The organism is Pantoea sp. JZ29, assembly GCF_035190385.1.
GTDB lineage: Bacteria > Pseudomonadota > Gammaproteobacteria > Enterobacterales > Enterobacteriaceae > Pantoea > Pantoea stewartii.
Genome location: NZ_CP045241.1, coordinates 1,451,036 through 1,468,114, shown reverse-complemented (window position 1 = coordinate 1,468,114; position 17,079 = coordinate 1,451,036). Strand labels below are relative to the sequence as shown.

Annotated in this window: 16 protein-coding genes and 1 tRNA gene; 8 read left to right on the top strand and 9 right to left on the bottom strand. The window is 53.2% G+C overall.

The window, feature by feature from the left end; translation table 11 throughout:
* Positions 1 to 231 precede the first annotated feature (231 nt).
* Both GC090_RS06925 and rsuA read right to left on the bottom strand, forming a co-directional pair.
* Positions 232 to 1,428, bottom strand: a complete 1,197-nt coding sequence (locus tag GC090_RS06925) for a Bcr/CflA family multidrug efflux MFS transporter (protein ID WP_006119971.1) — start codon at positions 1,426 to 1,428, stop codon at positions 232 to 234.
* 11 nt (positions 1,429 to 1,439) lie between these two features.
* Positions 1,440 to 2,159 carry a 16S rRNA pseudouridine(516) synthase RsuA gene (gene rsuA, locus GC090_RS06920; protein ID WP_033740587.1) on the bottom strand — a complete coding sequence of 240 codons (720 nt, stop codon included), beginning with the start codon at positions 2,157 to 2,159 and terminating at the stop codon, positions 1,440 to 1,442.
* Between the two features lie 155 nt (positions 2,160 to 2,314).
* On the opposite strand from rsuA, the gene GC090_RS06915 reads away from it, so the two are divergent.
* Both GC090_RS06915 and rplY read left to right on the top strand, forming a co-directional pair.
* Complete coding sequence (locus GC090_RS06915) at positions 2,315 to 4,069, top strand: DNA repair helicase RadD (RefSeq protein ID WP_324021184.1); 1,755 nt, start codon at positions 2,315 to 2,317, stop codon at positions 4,067 to 4,069.
* A 131-nt stretch (positions 4,070 to 4,200) separates the two neighbouring features.
* Positions 4,201 to 4,485 carry a 50S ribosomal protein L25 gene (gene rplY, locus GC090_RS06910; protein ID WP_006119974.1) on the top strand — a complete coding sequence of 95 codons (285 nt, stop codon included), beginning with the start codon at positions 4,201 to 4,203 and terminating at the stop codon, positions 4,483 to 4,485.
* Between the two features lie 92 nt (positions 4,486 to 4,577).
* Here rplY and yejK read toward each other — a convergent pair whose 3' ends face one another.
* Complete coding sequence (yejK, locus tag GC090_RS06905) at positions 4,578 to 5,582, bottom strand: nucleoid-associated protein YejK (RefSeq protein ID WP_033740589.1); 1,005 nt, start codon at positions 5,580 to 5,582, stop codon at positions 4,578 to 4,580.
* A gap of 159 nt (positions 5,583 to 5,741) precedes the next feature.
* Here yejK and GC090_RS06900 point away from each other — a divergent pair, with 159 nt between their 5' ends.
* The 3 genes from GC090_RS06900 to GC090_RS06890 all read left to right on the top strand — a co-directional run bounded on the left by GC090_RS06900 (position 5,742) and on the right by GC090_RS06890 (position 7,893).
* Positions 5,742 to 5,966 carry a YejL family protein gene (locus tag GC090_RS06900; RefSeq protein WP_006119976.1) on the top strand — a complete coding sequence of 75 codons (225 nt, stop codon included), beginning with the start codon at positions 5,742 to 5,744 and terminating at the stop codon, positions 5,964 to 5,966.
* Positions 5,967 to 5,988: 22 nt separating this feature from the next.
* The gene (gene yejM / locus GC090_RS06895; RefSeq protein WP_058708435.1) at positions 5,989 to 7,743 is read left to right on the top strand and encodes an LPS biosynthesis-modulating metalloenzyme YejM; all 1,755 of its coding nucleotides are present in this window, start codon (positions 5,989 to 5,991) and stop codon (positions 7,741 to 7,743) included.
* A gap of 73 nt (positions 7,744 to 7,816) precedes the next feature.
* Positions 7,817 to 7,893, top strand: a tRNA-Pro gene (locus GC090_RS06890).
* Between the two features lie 84 nt (positions 7,894 to 7,977).
* On the opposite strand, the gene GC090_RS06885 is transcribed toward GC090_RS06890, so the two are convergent.
* From GC090_RS06885 to GC090_RS06875, 3 genes are all read right to left on the bottom strand, one after another.
* Positions 7,978 to 9,492: an arabinosylfuranosidase ArfA gene (locus GC090_RS06885; RefSeq protein WP_324021182.1), complete on the bottom strand. Its 1,515-nt coding sequence runs from the start codon at positions 9,490 to 9,492 to the stop codon at positions 7,978 to 7,980.
* A 41-nt stretch (positions 9,493 to 9,533) separates the two neighbouring features.
* Positions 9,534 to 10,937, bottom strand: a complete 1,404-nt coding sequence (locus GC090_RS06880; RefSeq protein WP_324021181.1) for a glycoside-pentoside-hexuronide (GPH):cation symporter — start codon at positions 10,935 to 10,937, stop codon at positions 9,534 to 9,536.
* A 342-nt stretch (positions 10,938 to 11,279) separates the two neighbouring features.
* A complete protein-coding gene (locus GC090_RS06875) occupies positions 11,280 to 11,495 on the bottom strand; it encodes a hypothetical protein (RefSeq protein ID WP_324021179.1) in 216 nt (71 codons plus the stop codon).
* On the opposite strand from GC090_RS06875, the gene GC090_RS06870 reads away from it, so the two are divergent.
* Both GC090_RS06870 and GC090_RS06865 read left to right on the top strand, forming a co-directional pair.
* Complete coding sequence (locus GC090_RS06870; protein ID WP_039338178.1) at positions 11,494 to 12,747, top strand: mechanosensitive ion channel family protein; 1,254 nt, start codon at positions 11,494 to 11,496, stop codon at positions 12,745 to 12,747. The genes GC090_RS06875 and GC090_RS06870 overlap by 2 nt on opposite strands.
* Positions 12,748 to 13,000: 253 nt before the next feature.
* Entirely contained in the window at positions 13,001 to 13,204 is a 204-nt protein-coding gene (locus GC090_RS06865) for a hypothetical protein (RefSeq protein ID WP_006119987.1), read from the top strand.
* Positions 13,205 to 13,366: 162 nt separating this feature from the next.
* Here GC090_RS06865 and GC090_RS06860 read toward each other — a convergent pair whose 3' ends face one another.
* From GC090_RS06860 to apbE, 3 genes are all read right to left on the bottom strand, one after another.
* Positions 13,367 to 15,019 (bottom strand): multidrug ABC transporter permease/ATP-binding protein, encoded by a 1,653-nt coding sequence (locus GC090_RS06860; protein ID WP_054687467.1) that lies wholly within the window; start codon positions 15,017 to 15,019, stop codon positions 13,367 to 13,369.
* Between the two features lie 85 nt (positions 15,020 to 15,104).
* A complete protein-coding gene (gene alkB, locus GC090_RS06855) occupies positions 15,105 to 15,746 on the bottom strand; it encodes a DNA oxidative demethylase AlkB (protein WP_110268202.1) in 642 nt (213 codons plus the stop codon).
* A 13-nt stretch (positions 15,747 to 15,759) separates the two neighbouring features.
* Positions 15,760 to 16,800: an FAD:protein FMN transferase ApbE gene (apbE, locus tag GC090_RS06850; protein ID WP_033740598.1), complete on the bottom strand. Its 1,041-nt coding sequence runs from the start codon at positions 16,798 to 16,800 to the stop codon at positions 15,760 to 15,762.
* A gap of 145 nt (positions 16,801 to 16,945) precedes the next feature.
* On the opposite strand from apbE, the gene GC090_RS06845 reads away from it, so the two are divergent.
* Complete coding sequence (locus GC090_RS06845) at positions 16,946 to 17,059, top strand: hypothetical protein (RefSeq protein WP_006119983.1); 114 nt, start codon at positions 16,946 to 16,948, stop codon at positions 17,057 to 17,059.
* The last annotated feature ends 20 nt before the right edge of the window (positions 17,060 to 17,079 follow it).

Below are 17,079 nucleotides of genomic sequence, written 5' to 3'. Positions count from 1 at the left end.
TGCAGCCAATTCACCACCAACGGTATCAGCATCGCGCGCCGAACCTGTCATGCGCGTTATCTGCCAAATTGCGAGTTGAATCTCATTTTGGGCTATATGTACCGCGTTTAATGATAACTAACAATCATTTTAGACCCAATGTGATTACTTTATTTGCTATTTTTTTTCACAAATAAGAAACATTATTGTCTTTGCAGGTCAGGACAGGCGACAGCGAAGGCTGCCGCCTGCTTAGCGGGCGGCAGAATGCGGACGTGACGCGTAGAGAAAGAGCGCAACGGAGAGCGTTGCACAGAGCGCAATGGTGCCCACCATAGGCCAGGCACTGTTAAAGCTGAACAGGGAGAGCAGCGCACCGGCCAGTGCGCCTACGCCGAAACGTAGCGTGCCCGCCAGTGAAGACGCCGTACCGGCCATGTGCGGAAATTCATCCAGAATTACCGCCATGGCATTTGATGACACCATGGACACACAGCCGATAAACATGGCGATACCGAAGACCAGCGGCAAGAACCCCAGATCAAACGCGCTGACCACCAGCAACCAGATGCCCATCGCAAACTGCACCAGTAACCCAAAACGGAACAGGGTGACAGGGCCAAAACGGCGCACCGCGCGGCTGTTAATCAGGGTCATGATGAACAAAAACACGATATTCAGGCCAAAATAATAGCCAAAGCTTTGCGGCGAAATATGATTGAGCTCGATGTAAACAAACGGGCCCGCATTGAGAAAGGTAAACAGTCCCGCAAAGGAGAACCCGCTCGACAGCATATAGCTGAACGCCCGTTTATGGCGAAATAAAGCCACAAAATTCCCTAGCGTCGTGCGCAGATGAAAACGCTGGCGCTGCGCAGGCTTCAGCGTCTCCCGAATCTGGGTCGCGACCAGAACGGTGGTAATCAGCGCGGCTATCGAGAGTGTCCAGAAAATGGCGTGCCAGCTCCAGAGCAACAGCAGCCAGCCACCGATAATGGGGGCCAGCAGCGGCGCAATGGTGGTGATTAACATCACGAAGGACATCATGCGCGAAAACTCCTCTTTCGAGTAGCTGTCGCGCATCAGGGCATTTATCACGACACTGGCAGCCGCAGCGGACAGGCCGTGCAAAAAACGCATCGCGATAAGCTGTTCTATTGACTGAGAAAGCGCGCAGGCTGCCGCCGCACAGGCAAATATCAGGGTGCCCAGCGTTATCACCGGTTTGCGACCATAGCTGTCGGCCAGCGGACCGTAGATCAACTGCCCAATGGCGAACCCCAGAATATAAAGATTGAGCGTCATCTGTACGCTGCCTGCGGATACCGCAAACTGACGCGCAATTTGTGGCATGGCAGGCAGATACATATCTATCGACAATGGCATCAACATCGCTAACAGGCCGAGAATGATCACCAACCCCATTGGCGAATTTTTTTCCTTGCGCACCGGCTTTCTCGCTATTTCTGTTTCAGTTCGTCAGGCAAGCCAATGCTGGCTATCTCTTCTTCTGTTAACGGGCGGTATTCTCCCGGTTCCAGGTCCTCGTCCAGGACGATGGCGCCAATGCGCTCACGGTGTAACTCCACCACCCGATTCCCCACGGCGGCGAACATGCGTTTGACCTGATGATAGCGCCCTTCGCTGATCGTCAGCAGGACTTCCGTCGGTGTGATGATCTCAAGCTGTGCGGGTTTGGTCAGGCTCTTTTCGTTATGCAGTTGTACACCTGCGCTGAACTGCGCAGCGGTATCGTCGCTTACCGGCGCTTCAAGCGTCACACGGTAGGTTTTCTCACAATGGTGACGCGGTGAAGTGATACGGTGCGACCACTGTCCGTCGTCCGTCAGCAGCACTAATCCGGTCGTATCAATATCCAACCGGCCTGCGGCGTGCAGTTTGAATGCCATCGGTTCTTCGATGAAATAGACGATGGTAGGATGATCGGGATCGTCCGTGGAGCAGACATAGCCCTGCGGTTTATTCAGCATGAAATAGCGCGGCCCGGTCTGCATCTGAAGCACGTTGCCGTCATACTCGACCTCGTGATCGGGCTGGAGTTTGAATGCGGTATCGCGCACCACCTCACCATTAACGGTGACACGTTGACCACGGATTTCGCGTCCGGCGATAGCACGGCTGATTTCCAGTTGCTGAGAAATGAATTTGTCGAGTCGCATGAATGTGTTTTGCCTGTTACTGCGGAGGGAAACTAAAACGGCGTTATTAACCGTTGAAAAAGTCTGGGAAGTATAGCCTGAACGGCGTCTCTCTGACAGCGCGTTTATAGACGATTCGTGGCATAATTGCAGCAGGTTTTCCAAAAGTGAGCAGCATGTCTTTTACTTTACGTCCCTATCAACAGGAAGCGGTGGATGCCACCGTCGCCCACTTCCGTCGTCATCATGAACCTGCAGTGATAGTGCTGCCCACCGGGGCAGGAAAAAGCCTGGTGATCGCGGAACTGGCACGCCTGGGCCGCGGCCGGGTGCTGGTGCTGGCGCATGTCAAAGAGCTGGTGGCGCAAAATCACAGCAAATATCAGGCTTACGGCCTGGAGGCTGATATCTTTGCGGCAGGCTTACAGCGCAAAGAGAGCCAGCGAAAAGTCGTGTTTGGCAGCGTGCAGTCCGTTGCGCGAAACCTCAGCCTGTTTGACAGCGCCTTTTCGCTGGTGATCGTGGATGAGTGTCACCGCATTGGTGACGACAAAGAGAGCCAGTATCAACAGATTTTTACGCATCTGCGTCAGCACAATCCCAACCTGCGTTTACTGGGCTTAACGGCCACACCGTTCCGTCTGGGCAAGGGCTGGATCTACCGTTTTCATTATCACGGAATGGTGCGTGGCGACGAAAAAGCCCTGTTCCGCGACTGCATCTATGAACTGCCCCTGCGCTATATGATTAAGCACCAGTTTCTGGTGCCCCCTGAACGGCTGGATATGCCGGTGGTGCAGTATGATTTCAGCCGCCTGACCGCGCAGGCGAATGGCCTGTTTAGCGAAGCCGATCTGAACCGGGAACTCAAACAGCAGCAGCGTATTACCCCACAGATCATTCGTCAGGTTGTGGAATTTGCCGACGATCGCCAGGGCGTGATGATTTTTGCTTCCACGGTCGAACACGCGCGGGAAATTCTGAGCCTGCTGCCGGAAAACAGCGCGCTGGTCTCGGCGGAAACCCATGCCAAAGACCGCGATGCCCTGATCGCCGCCTTTAAAGCCCAGCAGCTTAAATTTCTGGTGAACGTCGCCGTGTTAACGACCGGCTTCGATGCGCCGCATGTGGACCTGATTGCCATCCTGCGTCCCACGGAATCGGTCAGCCTGTATCAACAGATTGTGGGGCGTGGTCTGCGTTTGTCTCCCGGCAAGAAGGACTGCCTGATTCTGGACTATGCCGGTAATCCCCACGATTTGTTTACGCCCGAAGTGGGGACGCCAAAAGGGAAAAGCGACAATCAGCCCGTGCAGGTGTTTTGCCCTGCCTGCGGTTTCGCCAACACCTTCTGGGGCAAAACCACAAGCGATGGCATGGTGATTGAGCACTTCGGCCGGCGATGCCAGGGCGTTTTAGAGGACGACGAGGGCGAGCGTGAACAGTGCGACTACCGTTTCCGCTTTAAAAACTGCCCGGAGTGCAACGCAGAGAACGACATTGCTGCGCGTCGCTGCCGCGAATGCGACAAGATTCTGGTCGATCCTGACGATATGCTCAAAGCCGCCCTGAAACTGAAAGATGCCCGGGTTCTGCGCTGCGGTGGCATGACCCTGGAACAGGGCCGCGATGAAAAAGGCGAATGGCTCAACGCCACCTACTTTGATGAAGACGGCACCAGCGTCAGCGAGCGCTTTCGCCTGCAAACCCCTGCACAGCGCAAGGCCTTCGAACAGCTCTTTATGCGCCCGCACCAGCGCGCACCCGGCGTGCCGCTGGGCTGGCAAACCGCCGCCGATGTGCTGGCCTTACAGCCGCTGCTGCGTCATCCCGATTTTGTTGTGGCGCGCGCCAAAGGCCGCTTCTGGCAGATTCGCGAGAAGCTGTTTGACTATCAGGGCCGTTTCCGCCGGGCCAATGAACTCCGCTAGGTCGTATTAGCGTTTGCCCCGGTGGGGGATTACGGCTATAATGCCGCCCGCTTTTGCATGTGCATCAGCGGTGTTGAATAACCCTTCTGTTACTGGGTCGCCTGTAGCAGAAATTATAAAGAGACGTATTAATGTTCACTATCAATGCAGTAGAACGTAAAGAGCAGGGTAAGGGTGCGAGCCGCCGCCTGCGCGCAGCAAACCGTTTCCCGGCCATCATCTATGGTGGTTCAGAAGCGGCTGTTTCTATCGACCTTGACCACGACCAGGTAATGAACCTGCAAGCGAAGCCAGGCTTCTACGAAGAAGTTCTGACGCTGGTTGTTGATGGTAAAGAAACCAAAGTTAAAGTGCAGGCTGTTCAGCGTCACCCGTTCAAGCCAAAACTGCACCACATCGACTTCGTTCGCGCTTAATCGCCGGGTGAGTTGAAAGTAGAAGGGCCGGTTGCGAAACCGGCCCTTTTATTTTGTCTGCGGTCAGTCTGAACGCCGTGTCCGGCTCGCCATTACTTACTGCTGGTACGGCGCTGTAGCTGTTCGCGCAGGTTGGGCGGCGTGCCCTTGATGGTCAGGGTATCCGTCACCGGGTCCCAGAAAATGCGCTCGCCAAGCAGCATGGCATCAAAATTTAGCGTCAGCCCCCCGCCGCTCCCGGCAAATTTGGTTAACTGACGTAAGGTGCTGCGGTCGGCCGGGAAATGTTCTTCCAGTTCATAGCCCTGCTCCTGGGTAAAGGCTTCAAACGTTTTATCCCCCAGCGGTGGCAGTTCGCCAGACAGCGCCTTCAGCGCAATCTCTTCGCCTGCCTGAAGTTGCTCATTACAGTAGCTGTAAACCTGCTGGCGATAATTTTGCCGCTCATTTTTATCCAGATTCGACTCGTCACAGTAATCATCTACCGCCTGTAACAGGCCACGGTTTTGTGCTTTGGTATCCAGGCCGACTTCCGCGCCCAGGAAATCCATAAAGAAATCGGCCACTTTGCGCCCGACCCGGCCGCGCAAAAAAGTCAGGTAACGGGTGGATTCCGGATTGGTTTCCCATTCGGTGAGATCGATACGTGCCACGATATCCGCATGATTGATATCCAGATAGTGTGTGCTACTGATATCCATTTGTTCGTTGACGCGCATACTGGACTGGCTGTTCAATACCGCCACCAGTAAATACTCTACCGCCAGGTAACGATACTGAATAAACAGCACCACGCCGCCTTCTGCAAAGGGATATTTTGCCAGTTCATCACGCAGGCGTCCGGTCGCCGCCCGGCTGAAGGCGAGGAAATCATCATGTCCTTTGCGGCAGTTACGCAGCGCCTCGGCCAGTTCGCTTTCCGCATTAAACAGCCCGTAAGCTTTACTCTTCGCACTGTAAACACGGTGCAACTCTTCCGCCATTGCTTCGACCGTGCTGGTGGCCGGCAGTAACGAATCACGCAACACCAGCTCTAGCTGATTTTCATCACGTTTAATTAACTGATGCAAGGCAATCTGGTCGATATCCAGACTCATGGTAAACTCCTCCTGGTAGCACAGGCGCGTATTCAAACACCGCCAGCAGCAGCTTTCAACTCTCTGCATAACGCAGACCGGATGCTTTCGATAAATTTGCGGAAAAAAGTGCGTTGTTCCGGTACTATATCGCCTTTTGAGACGAGATAAGTTTTCGCTATGCCACAATCATCCCGTTACAGCGACCAACGCGTTGAACAACTCCTCGCGGAAATGGCGCAGGTTTTGCAAAAAGACCAGGCTCCCACCGATCTCTCCCTGATGGTTCTGGGGAACATGGTAACCAACCTGATTAACAGCGATGTTGCGCCTGCGCAACGTCGCGCTCTGGCTCGTTCTTTTGCTGATGCGCTACAGGCGTCGGTAGACGACAGTACTCATTAATTTGCCGGTCTGACGTAAAACTATGGTAACCAACCGACAGCGCTACCGCGAAAAAGTCTCCCAGATGATTAGCTGGGGACACTGGTTTGCTCTGTTTAATATCTTTTTCGCGCTCATTTTGGGTAGCCGCTATTTGTTGGTTGCCGACTGGCCTGCCTCCCTGGCGGGACGTATCTATGCGTACAGCAGTTGGATTGGCCACTTCAGCTTTATTGTCTTTGCCGCCTATTTACTGATTATTTTTCCGCTGACGTTCGTCGTTATGTCGCAACGTCTGATGCGGGTCCTGTCGTCGGTGGTGGCCACGGCAGGGCTGACACTGCTGATGGTCGACAGCGCGGTATTTAACCGTTTCCATCTTCACCTTAATCCGGTGGTATGGGAACTGGTGATCAATCCTGATCAAAGTGAAATGGCGCGCGACTGGCAGTTGATGTTTATCGGCGTGCCGCTGATTTTTCTGGTGGAGATTTTGTTTGCCACCTGGAGCTGGCAGAAGCTACGTAGCCTGAACCGCCGCTCTTTTGGCAAACCGCTGGCGGCCCTGTTTATCTGCGCCTTCTTTGCCAGCCACCTGATGTATATCTGGGCGGACGCCAACTTCTACCGCCCTATTACTATGCAACGCGCCAATCTGCCGCTCTCCTATCCGATGACCGCGCGACGTTTCCTGGAGCGCCACGGCTTACTGGATGCGCAGGAATATCAACGCCGCCTGGTACAGCAAGGCGATCCCGAAGCGGCGGCCGTGCAGTATCCGCTGAGCGATATCACCTTTGCGGATAAAGGTACGCGCGATAACCTGTTAGTGATCACGGTGGATGGCCTGAACAGCGCCAACACCGACACGGCGCTGCCCGCGCTAGGCGCGTTTGCCCGTCAGAACGTGCGTTTCACGCAGCACTTCAGCGCAGGCGATAACGCTGAAAGAGGGCTGTTTGGCCTGTTCTACGGTATTTCACCCAGCTATATGAACGGCGTGCTGGCGCAACGTACGCCTTCTGCCCTGCTGACGGCGCTGAGCACGCAGGGCTATCAGTTTGGTTTGTTCTCTTCTGACGGCTTCAACCAGCCGTTGTACCGTCAGGCGCTGTTGTCAGATTACTCGCTGCCTGCCAGCGGCGATCAGCCCAATGCCAGCACCGTATCGCAATGGCAAAACTGGCTGAGCACGCAAAAAGTTGACGGCACGCCATGGTTCTCCTGGCTGGCCCTGAACGGACCGGATATCAGCGGCAACAATGACAAAACCCGCCAGCGCAGCTATCTGCGCCAGGCACCGGCACTAAATGAACAGATTCAGGCGATCCTCACCACGCTACAGCAGCGTGATTTGCTGAAAAACACCGTGGTCGTGATTACTGCACAGCACGGTATCGCGCTGGAGGGCGATCCGGATAACGAGGGAAATCGCCAAAACCTGCAGGTGCCGCTGGTGATTCACTGGCCGGACACGCCCGCACAGACGGTGACGCGCCTTTCCGATCATCAGGACGTGATGGTGACGCTGATGCAGCGCTTGCTGCATGTGCGAACGAATCCGGTGAATTATGCGCAGGGTGAAGATCTGTTTGCGGCACAGCGCCGTCATGACTGGGTGACCAGTAGCGAAGACAATAAGCTGGTCATCACCACGCCGAAAGTCACGCTGGTGCTCAACAATAACGGTAGCTATCGCGCCTACGACGCAGACGGCAATACGTTGAAGGATCATAAACCCGAGCTGGCGCTGTTGTTGCAGGTGCTCACAGAAGAGAAGCGTTTTATCGCTAACTGATTAATAATAAGGCAGTTAGGCGTTAGAACGCTTGCATTCGTGCTGATAATCAGTAGACTAGCTCTCCAAAGTTCGGCACGTAGCGCAGCCTGGTAGCGCACTGTCATGGGGTGTCAGGGGTCGGAGGTTCAAATCCTCTCGTGCCGACCAAATTCTCCCGAAAAAACCAACCTTTACGGTTGGTTTTTTTATGTCTGTCTCCGGGCCCGCCAACCTGGCCGGCCCGACCTGTATTCAACCCCGCAGATCAATCAGCACCCGGTTCCAGCTCAGCGGCGGCAACGTCACCTGCATCTGACGACGTTCAGCCTCAGTGAGCGTGCGTGACGTTGGCACCACGTTGTCGGGCTGAGCAAAAGTGTTTTTTGCGTCCAGCGCATGACCTGCCAGTATGCTGTGTTCGGCTATCGTCCCTTCACCAAAGTCATCGAGCATAAAGGCCACATCCGCTGCCTCATGCGCGTGCATATTGAGCGCGAAGAAGGCAATTTGCTGTTTCTCTTCGTTGTACACCGCCGCGCTCTGTATCTGCCGGGTTTCGCCGTGCACCGTATTCAGGGTGGGAACATTGGCAAAATAGCGTAAGGCATGCCCTCGCCCGCAATGGCTCACCATCTGGAAAGGCCAGTAGATTGTCTGGCGAATGGCCTCCCCTCCCGGACGGGTAAAGATGGGGGCAATCACATTAACTAACTGGGCCAGAGAAGCCATTTTTACGCGGTCACAGTGATTGAGTAACGAGCACATCAGCCCGCCAAACGTCAGCGCGTCAAGGAAGGTGTAAGACTGTTCAAGTAACGGCGGTGCTTCCTGATAGCGATTAGCGGGATCGGTAAAGTAATCCTGCCAGGGCTCGCCTTCAATGGACCAGATATTCCATTCATCAAACGACAGCATCATTTTTTTATCGCTACGCAGTTTGGCTTTCACATAGTCGGCTGTGGCCGTGATGGTATGAATAAAATCATCCATTCGCTGGAAAGACGCCAGGAAGTCCTGCGGATTGCCGGTGCTGTTTTCAAAATAGTGGTGGCAGGAAAGGTAATCGATCTGATGATAAAGCCCTTCCAGAACGATGCGATCCCATTCCGGATAACTGTCCTGTAACGAGTTTGAACTGCCACAGGCGACCAGCCTGATATCCTGATCGACCCAGCGCATGATTTTTGCCGTTTCTCGGGCTTTTTTCACGTAATCTTCTGCACTCAGTTGCCCGGTTTGCCAGTCACCGTCCATCTCGTTACCCAGGCACCAGAGTTTAAAATTGTACGGCGCTGCCCGACCATGCTGGATACGCAAGTCGCTCAGCGCGGTCCCCGATGCCACATTACAGTACTCAATAAAGTAACCGGCCTCCTGCGGCGTGCCGGTGCCAAGATTTACGGCAATCATGGGCGTCAGCCCATAGCTTTCACACCAGGTCGCGAACTCATCAATGCCAAACTGATTGCTCTCTTTGGTAAGCCATGCGTAATCCAGCCGCACCGGACGCTCAGCTTGCGGCCCAATACCGTCTCGCCAGTTGTAACCAGAGACAAAGTTGCCGCCAGGATAGCGTACGGTGTTAATCCCCAGATCCTGCACCAGGGCCCCCACATCCTGACGAAAACCGTGCCGATCCGCCGTGACATGACCGGGTTCATAAATACCGCTGTAGACCGCACGTCCAAGATGTTCCACAAAAGAACCGTACAGCGCGTCATTGACCTGGCCGATGTAGTTTTGTTTTTGAAAAAAGTACTTAATCATTTTCTCCCCTTCTGTCTTCTCTGTGGCGAACGCGCAGAGGCTCACTCAGGATGCGTCGATAACAGGTCGTCTTCGATGGTTTTCATTTTGGCCGTGGTCAGTATGTAGCGCGTGCGGACCAGCCACACAGAAAGCAGATAACCCACGACCGGAATCCAGACCATCAGCGTATAAATGCCCGCAATCGCGCTAGCTTTTTGAATGGCGACATTGGCCTGATAACCGGTAACCGACAGCACGGCCCCCACCATCGCGCCACTGACGGCCAGCGCAATTTTGAGTGAAAACAGGTTACCGGAGGCACAGATGCCGGACAGACGTTTACCCGTTTTCCAGTCGCCATAGTCATCCACATCGCCAATAAACGACCACAGAATGGGCGCGCCAATCTGATGAATCACTGACAGAACAAAGAACCAGACAAAGACCACCAGCACATTCTGCGCGGGCAGAAAAAAGAACCCGACAGACATCATCAGCGCGATAGCTTTGCATGCCTGGTAAACGGTGACTTTGCACCTGCGGTTGGTAAAATACGGTGTGATATAGGAACCCAGAATCCCGGCGACAATCCCGGTGCTCAGAAATAGCGTGGCATAATAATCGTTTAGCCCCATCACGTATTTGGCAAAATAAATACACGCGGCCCCGCGCACAAACGACGGAATACAATCCAGGAACATGGCAAAGACACAGACGACCCACTGATCGTTTTTCATGATTTGCCGGATAATGTTAAAGATGGAATCCCCGGCGTTGCTTTTGGGGATCACGCGCTCCCGTGTCGTAGCCACGCAAAAGACAAACAGGAACAGGGAAATCACGGCAAAAATCGTAATGACCCAAAAGAAGCCCATTTGCCGGTTGCCGTTACCGAAGAAAGCCACCATCGGCAACAATGTCAGAGTACAGAATAAGCTGGCAAAGCCAGCGCCCATAAAACGAAACTGCTGACAGGACACCCGCTCCTGCGCATTGGTGGTGATAACACCGCCTAGCGAGCAGTACGGAATATTCACACCGGAATACAGCAGTGACAAAATCAGATAGGTAATAAACGCATACAGGATCTTTGCATTGCCCTGCAAATCGGGCGTGTAAAACATCACCATACAACTCATCGCAAACGGTACGGCGAAGCCAATGATCCACGGACGAAAGCGTCCCCAGCGTGTGGTGGTTTTATCAATCCAGGCGCCATAAAAAGGATCAAAAATCGCATCTGCAAAACGGACAACAAGGAAGATGGTCGCCACCACGCCCGGTGCCAGACCAAATATATCCGTATAAAAAAATGACAGGAACAGGGTTATCGGGTTGAACAGCATATTACAGGCTGCATCACCGGCCCCAAATCCGGCCTTCTCAATAAAGCCTACACGACCCGAGCGGTCTGACTGAACAGCGTAATCGGCATGAATGGTTGACGTTATGTGCGTTTTCATTTTCCACCTTCCTGAAAAGAGGTGGCGATAAGCATATGTTTTAGAGGTGTTTTTAACCTACGATAACGCTCTCATAAGCAAAATAATAACCATATATTCCATGTATTCAGCGTATATGGGCATATATTCAGCCATCATCTCGCCTGGGATAAAACCGACAGCAGCCTGGTTAATACGCGTCAGTCACCATCAAAAATTTAATTTTCTGCAAGTATAAAACCCGACGCTAATCACCTTCCCTGTGCAAAGGAGAAAAACGCCGACGATATTATCCCTTCTCTGATTCGCCTCTTCCCTGTCTTTATCTGCAATGCGGTTTGCTGCGATGGAGACCTCCGCGCGTTACCCGCACTCACCTTCATGAGACAATGCGATGCATCGACAAAACATCGCGGTTAACGACCCGCGCTGGAACAGATAGCCGCGCGGCTTAGGTTCATGCACAAACAACAATTTATTTAACCGCGGTCGCGCGAAGAGCAGGCGCACGCTACGCTTATCGCCATCAACAGGTTTGTGGTTGAATACCAGCAACATTTCCAGGCTTACGATTAACATGAATTATTTTAACGACATACAACACTTTATCGAGAATAAACCCGCCCTTTCTATTGCTGTTAACCTCCTGGTGTTGATTGTCGCGGGCCTGGTAGCCCATCTGATATGCAAATTTTTTGTGGTCAGAGTGGTGCGTAAAGTGTTCTTCAGCAGTCACAAGAATCAGGTGCCGCTGGATAAAGATGTCAGATTGTCTGAAAAACTATCCAATTTTATTCCGGTCATCACGGTCTACTTCCTGTTGCAGTTTATGCCGGACCTGCCCGAGCACCTGTTAATCGCCATAAAAACCATTTGCGGCATTTTATTTATGGTTTATCTGTCGCTGTTTTTTAATGAAGTACTGGAGATTGTGAACATCTCCTATGTCAAAAAATCAAAACGTAAAAATCATTCAATCAAGGGCTATATTCAGGTCGGTAAGATTCTGGTCCACATTATCTCTGCGATAATGATCCTGGCCATTATGTCGAATAAGTCTCCAGCCATTATCATCTCCAGTCTGGGTGCCGTGGCAGCGGTTCTGATGCTGGTCTTTCAGCACACCTTGTTATCACTGGTGGCGAATATTCAGCTCTCATCGAATGACGTGCTACAGCTTGGCGACTGGATTGAGCTGCCCGCGAATAATATCAGTGGCGAGGTCATTGATATCGCGCTGCACACCATCACCATTCGTAACTGGGACAATACACTTTCGCGTGTGCCCACAAAAACCTTTCTGACCGAAACGTACACCAACTGGCAGGCAATGTTTTCCTCCGGTGCACGACGCATTATGCGGAGTTTCTACCTTGATCAAACGTCAATACGCTTTGTAGATCATGCCATGCTGGAGCCGATGGTCCAGGTCCGCGGCATCAGCGAACAACTGTCAAAGCTGATGGATGGTCGGGAACTGAGCGCGGTCGGTGACCGTTGGTTTGTTGAAAACGGCATGACTAACCTGATGGTCTTTCGTCACTATCTTACTGCCTGGCTGACACAGCGGGAGGATATCCACAAAGACATGTATATCGTGGTGAGATCGCTGAAACCGTCAGCCGAAGGGTTACCGATTGAGATCTACTGCTTTACCTCCTCCGTACTCTGGGTGGACTATGAAAATACTCAGTCGGCAATCTTTGAATATATCTATGCCATCGCTAACGTTTTTTCATTACGTATTTATCAGCGCCCGTCCGGCAGCGATCTCAGTTTTCTGTCGCAGGGGCCTGTCCGGCAAGCAGCAGAAAGTGAACCCCAACCGTGAAAGTGGAAAACGCAGAACAGATAGCATGGCAGTGAGCGGATAGTGAGTCGGGCAATGCTGAGGCGGTTTCCCTCTGGCTTGCCAGAAAAAGGCCTGAAAGGGAGATTCAGGAAAAAAGTCATTGGGTTAACGTGACATGCAAAGTGTTTGTGGCTTCACAAAACGGGCAAATATGACAGCCATTCATGAAATTGAAACAATTTTGTAATAAAAATAACTTATTCTGTTTCCTCCTGAAATCGAGGATACAGATATGGTCATCAAAGCTAAGAACCTGAAGGATGCAGAAGACTTACTGCATTCAGGCATCAGTAAGGTGGAGCTGGCATACGACATCGGTTGTGACGATTTCTTCCGTCTGGCAAGTCAGTGGTGCGATCGCGGTGCGCGCATCAGTAAAGGCCAACACCACTTTGTCGTGTCACTAAAAAACTTTGCCATCCCACCCAATGATTGATTATCTCAAGCGACCAACCCACCGTTGTTGGCTCTGGCACTGTCAGGCCTGAGTGGAAGCTGAAAACGCCAACCCAACATTGAAAAGCCGCTGATTTGAGCGGCTTTATCTTTTGTCTTATTTCCGTTAATCGTCGATGCGCCGGCAACGGCTGCCACGCGTCTACAAGCCGGTGTCGGTAAGCTTTATCGCATCCTGCGTGGCCCGCTCGCGCTCACTGTCGGTTAACTCATACAGCCTGCCATCGCGCATCTCCAGCAGACGATCGGCATGAATGAAGTAGTGATCATCATGGCTGATTGCAAAGACGGTCTTGCCCGCCGCCTGCAACGCAGGCAGCAGTTCGCGGTAAAACACCCGGCGGAAATGCGGGTCCTGATCGGCGGCCCACTCATCCAGCAGCAAGACGTCGCGTTGTTCCGCCACCGCCAACAGTAACGCCAGCCTTTTGCTCTGCCCCTTCGACAGTTGCAGATTAAGTATCTTATTCCCCTCAATCTTCAGCTTGTCCTGCATTTTTAGCTTTTCAAGCCATAGCTGGACGCGGGCAGGCGAAGCCGGTTCGCCCTGACTGTTAATCAGGCGATCAAACAGGTGCACATCGGTAAAGACGGCTGAAAAATGCTGCCGCCAGGCATCCCGGTCGCCAGCATCGACCGGCTGACCGTCGATCACCAGACAACCGGACTGGGGCTGATACAGACCTGTCAGCAGCATCGCCAGCGTCGACTTACCGCTGCCGTTACCGCCAATCAAAAACACCAGTTCGCCACGACGAAGCGTCAGGTTGACCGGCCCCACCCGAAACCCGTTTTCACCGTAATGAAAGGTGACGTCGCGCAACTCAAGCGTTTGCCACGGAGTTGTTGCTGCGGGGACAGGAAAATCAGGTTGATAAGGTGCAAGTTCAAACAGCGCGAGTTTGCGAAAGGCCACCTGCGCGCTGAGCAATGTCGGCAAGGCCCCTACCGCCGACAGCAGCGGCGTGCGCAGAAACAGCAGCGTCAGGGAAAACGTTGCTGCGACAGCCGTATTCGCCCAGCCCAGACTGTTTGCCATGAAAAAGACCATGCCGATAGCACCCAGCGTCATGATATTGGACCAGTTGACGGCACTGAGGTGGAAAGTATCGGCGCGCACAATGTGGTGCCGGTAAGCGCGGGCATCCTGCTGATAAACCGTGTCATAAATCAGTCGGGCACGCGCGCGGTTAAGCTGCAGCTCTTTACGTCCTTCAATCACCGTCTGGTAGTCACGGTAAAGGTTGTCTTCAACTTCACGCAGTTTCGCCATGTGCTGATAAACCCGGGAAACCAGCATCCAGCCGCCCACCAACGTCACAGCCAGCCAGCCGCTGGTCACCAGCAACATTTTCGGCGACAGCCAGGCAAGATAGAGCGCTGAACCCAGCGTGATAATGATGCCCTGAATCAGCTCCGGCAGACGCACAAACGCAAGGGTAATGGCCCGGATATCGCTGGTTAATCCTGCCAGCAGTTGCGCACTGCCTGTTTGCTCAATGCGCTCCACGCGCGTATCCAGAATACGTTTGATAAATTCGCCGCGCAGCCGCCAGACAAACTGATGCCCCAGCCAGGTCAGCGACAGCTGTGAGGCCAGGGTCACCGCCATCAGCAGCGCGACCTGAGCCAGAAAAGCCGGCAACACGCTTAGCGAGGTATTCACCGCAACAATCATCTGGCTGTTAATAAACGCAATCATGCCTAATCCCAATGCCGCACTCAGCAGGGTGAGCAAAATCACGCCAATAAACGGCCAGCGATACTGATTAAAAACAACCTGTAACAACGCCATAAAACCTTACCCGGCAATCCAGTGAGCCTGCAGTGTAAAGTGATGGCAAATGATAGCAATAGTTATTCGCACTAACTTGCGCACGTTAAAACGCCCGGCGAAATGTCAGGTTATAGCGGAACGCGCCAGTCAGCGGATGAATACCGGCTTTCAGCGGCAATATTCCATGGTAACGCAGGCGAGACGGGCCGCCCCAGACCACCACATCCCCGTGTTCAAGTAGCACCCGTTGCGCCTGATCGCTGCGTTCAAAGCCACCAAACTGAAATACAGCAGGCAACCCCAGCGACACAGAAACGATCGGCTGACGCAGATCTTTCTCGTCTTTATCCTGATGCAAAGTCAGTTTTGCCCCAGGTTCATAGCGGTTGATCAGGCAGGCATCCGGGTTAAACGCCGGAAAGCCCGCCTCTTCTGCCGCCTGACGGGCCAGTAGCCGGAACGTCTCCGGCATCGCAGGCCACTGGCGTTGATGTGTGCTGTCCTGCTCACTGTAACGGTAGCCGCGCGCATCCGTGGACCAGCCAAAATCACCGCAGTTGGTCATGGCGACGGACATGCGGTGTCCTCCCGGCGTAATACGGTGTTCAAACGGATTGCTCGCCGCAATCGTCATGATCGCCTCATACAGTGCGTCGGCCTGATCGCGGGCACGTCGCCGCAATATCACGGCGCCGTCCGCCAGCGGTTCCTGCCAGGGTGAAGCGTCACTAAACAGATCCAGCATGCGTTTCTCTCTGTCAGTCAGATGGAATAATGAAAGCGGTAAATTGTGGCGACATCCAGCTCACAAATTTGTCCCCTTCCTTCGTAATCAGGTACACCGCCAGCTTCTCTTTCAGAGCCAGCGCTTTGGCTTTTTCTGTGCCTAGCACCATAAGCCCGGTATCCCAGCCGTCGGCTTCCATCGCGGTCGTGGCAATCACGGTTGCCGAAACCAGCTTGTGATCGACAGGCCGGCCTGTGGCCGGATCAATAATGTGGGAGAGGCGTTTACCGTCCAGTTCATAATAGTTGCGATAGCTCCCCGACGTACTGATCCCATGGCCCTGCAGATCGACTCTGGCCTGAACCGCATTTTCTCTGTCAGTCGGTTTTTGAATCGCAACCCGCCACGGCTGGTTCTGTGCATTCATTCCACGGGATAAGACGGCTCCCCCGACCGACACCAGATAGTTATTGATGCCTTCCTGCTCCATCAGGCGAGCCAGATGATCGGTGGCAAATCCTTCGCCCATAGTGGAGAGGTCGACATACAAGCCTGGCAGATCTTTCTGCAGCCATTGTCCGTTGCTGCCCTGTATGACGCGCAAATGCTGTAAGCCGGTCAACGCTCTGGCCGCAGCAATCTGTTGATCATCGGGAATATGCACGGGCTGTTTATCCGGCCCAAACCCCCATAAATTCACCAGCGGTCCCACCGTAATATCCATGGCGCCTGCTGTTTTTTTACCGATACGTAAAGCCATCGTCACAATATCAGCCATGTTTTCACTCACCGGCTGCGGCGTGGTGGCGCGGCTCTGATTAAAGCGAGAGAGCACGGAGGTAGCCTTCCAGGTTGAAAGTTCGGCATCGTCGGCATCCAGTTGTTGCTGAATGCGCTGCTGCAGATCGGCTTTACGCGTTTCATCCACGCCCGCCAGGCTCACCCGCCACACCGTTCCCATCGTTTTCCCTTCCAGCACCATTCCGTCTTTGGTTTTTGATGCGGGATGATCACATCCTGCTACCAGCAGGACCGCCGCCACTAACAGCAGATTAATCTTACTTCTCATCATTATTCATCCATAACGGGCGTTTTATGCCTGTTTCAAAGCATAAACATTAAGTAAATTAAATTAAAACTGGTTGATAAAGCTGAGTGAGTCGCACAGACTGGATCGTTCTCCTCAATACTGAGGGCGTAAGCATAAGGAGCAACAGATGATTTATATAATCCTTGCCGTTGCGCTGGGCCTGTTCGTTATTGGCAGTTATAAAACCTGGCAACAACGCCGTCACCGCCACATGGTTACGACTTATCTGCGCCGTCGTTGATCACGTCTGCACCATCAAAG